Consider the following 3,490-nt stretch of genomic DNA (forward strand, 5'->3'; position numbering starts at 1 on the left):
TGTGTCGATATACGGGAGTGAGGGAAAGACAGAAAATGAAGAGAGTTTTGAGCATCAAGGTTCTTCTCTCAATGCGGATGGTACGATCACCATCACTGCCAAGAAAAAAGATGTGACAATTGTTGGCTCTGATCTTGCAGGGGAAAATGTTAATCTTACCGCAGCTCGTGATGTCAATGTGCTTGTTGGTCATAATAGCCATAAGTCAAACTCTGTAGAAGAACGGGAAGGCTTTGGCTTTCAGTTTGAAAAGAGCAACAGCGGTGCTTCTGTAGGTGTTGGAATTGCAAGCGCCAAAGATACGGGCGATCAATGGGAAACCACTTCCACACAATCACACATCACGGCACGCCAAGATGTGCAGATTACTGCTGACAATGATGTGAATTTACAAGCAGCCATTGTTTCGGCGGATCGTGATGTCAACATTGATGCCGGCAATAATATCACCCTATCAGAAAGCTATGATACCTCTAACGNGCTGGTGTGACAACTTCCGTTGATATCGGTGTCCTTGGCACGGTACAAGGACTAAAAGATTCAGCGGACCGTATGAACAATAAGGATGGCAATAACACCGTTATTAATGGCATACTGACCGGCATGAAAATCAATCACCTCTTTAACAAAGGCAAGAATTTTGTTGATTGGCTGACTGGCAATACGGGGGAAAAGGGGAACACAACCAAAGGACTGAGTAGCTCATTAGGAGGGGTGGGGGGCTCCACCAAGGATGCTCTTGCCAATATGGCTGGCGCATCTGGCAGTGTAACCGTGGGCTTTAAAACTGAGAAAACAGAAGCTTCTTCTCAAGTTTCCACAGCGGTGACAGATAGCATAGAAGGCGGACGCGCTGTTAACATGCAAGCCCACAAAGGCAGCATTCATGGTGTTGGCGCTGATATTATTGCTGGTACCAATCCAATCTATGTGCTGGAAAATGATGCACAGAGCGGAAATATCACTATGGAAGCAGGTGAAGATATCACCTTTGAAAGTGCACAAAACACGCAAAGCACACACAACAGCAGTGAAAGTGCTTCAATGAGTGTTGGCACCGGTTATGGCACGGGTGGCGCAGGGGCAACGGGTAGTGCTGCTTTTAGTCAAGGGGAAGGTTCCAGTGAGGAAGTTCAACACAAAAACAGCCATATTATAGGTAGCGGCACTGTTCATACCACGAGTGGGGCAAACACCACATTGGCAGGCGCCGTGGTTTCTGGAGAGCGTGTAGAAATGGAAGTAGGGGGTGATTTTGCCATTACCAGCCGCAGTGATACGGGACAAACTTCCAGCAAGCAAAACTCTGTTTCTGTTGGGTTTGGTGCTGGACAAACGGGTGGTGGGGGCTCCATGAGCGCCTCTTTCCAAAAGGATAAATCCTCCAGCGATTATCATAGTGTTGTGGAGCAATCAGGCATCAAAGCGGGTGATGGCGGCTTTAATATCATAGTTAAAGATAAAACAACGCTGACCGGAGGTATTATTGAAAGCACCGCGCCGGCAGAAAAAAACAGCCTGACCACAGGAAGCATTAGCACCAGTGATATCAGCAACAGTGCCCATGCTAAAGCCAGCAGCCATGGGTTTAGCCTTTCTGGGAATGACACGATAAAAAACATTGCCAAGAATGTTTTAAATCACGGCAAAGCCAAGGATGGAGCAGAAGGGGAAACCAAATCTGCTATCAGCGATGGGACTATCATTCTTACTGATACAACTGGACAGAGGGCGATGGGGCAAGATGCTGGACAAATCATTGGCTCTCTCAACCGCAACACCGCAGCAGCCCACCAAGCTGTAGGACAGCTAGATGTCGCACCGCTTGAGGGAGCAGTGCATAATCGCCTAGATATGATCAATGATTTATCGGATGAAGGATTGGGATACTGGGACAAAGTGCGCGAAGTCGCAAATGTCAAAGAGCATCCAGTAGGTGAGATTTTGCATGATGAAAATGGCAATGTCCTCTATTTAACCGATGAAAATGGAAAACCTATAAAAGGCAATGATGGAAAAAATATTACTCTGTATCGCTATTTAAAACCAGGAGAAGAAAATCATTTACAAAAAGGCTCTGATGGCAACAGGCGTATGTTCTATAATGGTATTTCTAATTCATCTGATGAAGCAGCCCGTAATGCCGTCAAAATGGCTGATAATGCGCATGAACCCCTTTATTTTACCTACCACCCCCAAGCTAAAGATAAGCTAGTAGAGTTCGGGGTAGCAATTTATGAGTATTTTGGGGGATGGAGTAATTCGACCAAGAAATTCCAAGATTTTGCCTCTCGTTATGGTAATGATGGGGCGATTGTTAGTGCGCATAGTCGTGGTAGCTTAACAGTAGGCAATGGACTACGTGACTTTGAAAAGCGCGGCATCCACGGTATAGCAGAAAAAACAGATATTTATCTTTATGGACCAGCGGATCATGCTCAATCGATAGCGAATGCATTATATGTCGTAAGCGATGGCAAAAATGATCATGTTTACTTACAAAGCCATGCATCTGACCCCATTAGTACGTTGTTTGGTTACAATGCACCTACTTTTTATAAAGTACCTTTAAATCTAGATGTTTCACTTTTGGAGAAAGGTATAAAAAATCCTTTATATATGACGCTGTTTGTAGGAAAAAGTTTATTGACTACAGCAACCTCTCCATTGATAGAGGGAGGGAGGGCGTTAGGCGGTTATGATCCTAGTCCCCATAATTGTTATGGTGATGCAAGTAAAGCGTGTATAACTAATTATGGAACATCTCCTACTAAACAAATTCATTCAATTTATTCGACTTTAGATCATTTATGGAAGAAAAAATGAGACAAATTTTAAAATTATTGAGTGGTATAGTCCTATTAAGTGTGACTGGATGTGACATATCAAAAATTGACAGCAGTCCTCCAGAGTACGTGAGTATGTGGGAGAAGGCAGGTGCAGATTCTACTGAGGTAGGAAAAGCCCTCTTAGAATGTGGAATACCGAGCCTTATTGATGCTGATTCAGAAAATAGAAAGCTTAGTGTTAATGAGGATGCAACAATTTATGCTTGCATGGTTCAATCAGGATTCCATTATAAAGGGAGAGGAAACTGGTGTTATACATTTAGAGAAGAAAACCTTCCCATTTGTCAGCTTGGTGCTGTCATCCCACAGAGAAGTGTTGAGAAGCGCTTAAATAGCCCATTTTGTAAAAGGTATAAAAATGCGGATGAATGCCAACCTTAAGTTTTGCTGTTTGTGATGGTCAACAATCCCTCATCCTTGCCTTCGCTTGAAATGACGGGATTGTTTTCTCAACCAATCATCTCAATATTGGTCACCGTTGTTTTAAGCAGCGATGACAGAAAATATCAACAAGCTTCCGAGCTTTTTTATTGTAAATAAATCCATTGAAAGAGGGGAAGAATGAAGAAAATCTTAAAACTGTTGAGTTGTATAGCTCTGTTAAGTATCACTGGATGTGTTAACTCAATTCCCTCACTTTC

At 43.3% G+C, this 3,490-nt stretch carries 1 protein-coding gene and 1 pseudogene; both read left to right on the top strand.

Annotated features, from left to right (window positions below):
• Positions 1-2,826: pseudogene (locus tag ACFIK4_RS06690) on the top strand (hemagglutinin repeat-containing protein); the annotation flags it as partial.
• The gene (locus ACFIK4_RS06695; protein ID WP_375634020.1) at positions 2,823-3,230 is read left to right on the top strand and encodes a hypothetical protein; all 408 of its coding nucleotides are present in this window, start codon (positions 2,823-2,825) and stop codon (positions 3,228-3,230) included. The pseudogene ACFIK4_RS06690 and the gene ACFIK4_RS06695, both read left to right, overlap by 4 nt.
• Positions 3,231-3,490 lie beyond the last annotated feature (260 nt).

This window comes from Bartonella sp. AP9QHHD, assembly GCF_042195625.1.
Taxonomy (GTDB): domain Bacteria; phylum Pseudomonadota; class Alphaproteobacteria; order Rhizobiales; family Rhizobiaceae; genus Bartonella.